The organism is Pseudonocardia sp. EV170527-09, assembly GCF_008369905.1.
In the GTDB taxonomy this organism is placed as follows: Bacteria; Actinomycetota; Actinomycetes; order Mycobacteriales; family Pseudonocardiaceae; genus Pseudonocardia.
In genome coordinates this window covers 1-254 of sequence record NZ_VRMC01000556.1, presented here as the reverse complement: position 1 = coordinate 254, position 254 = coordinate 1, and the positions used below count along the sequence as shown (strand labels likewise).

Annotated in this window: 1 protein-coding gene; it reads right to left on the bottom strand. The window is 66.1% G+C overall.

Translation table 11 applies throughout. The features are described from left to right. Nucleotides 1-211 (bottom strand): sirohydrochlorin chelatase (locus FVA95_RS30125; protein ID WP_193564464.1); only part of this gene is annotated, 211 nt, incomplete at its 3' end. Nucleotides 212-254: the final 43 nt, after the last annotated feature.

Sequence of the window (254 nt, the reverse complement as noted above, 5' to 3'; positions counted from 1 at the left end):
GAGACAGGTCTGGGGCCTGGGCGACGGCGGCACCGACGGCCTCGGGGATGCCGGGTTCGGCGAGCTCGACGAACCCCAGTTCCACCGGGATACCAGGCAGCTTGCGAGCAACGCGCTCAGCCAAAGCACGGCACTCGGCCACACCTGCCTCGTCGCGGGTGCCGTGGGCAGCGATGACCAGCGGAGTTCCGCTGGTGAGGGGATCGGTCATTTCGAATCCTTTGTGTCGTTTATGGGCTCAGACATGCGAGTGG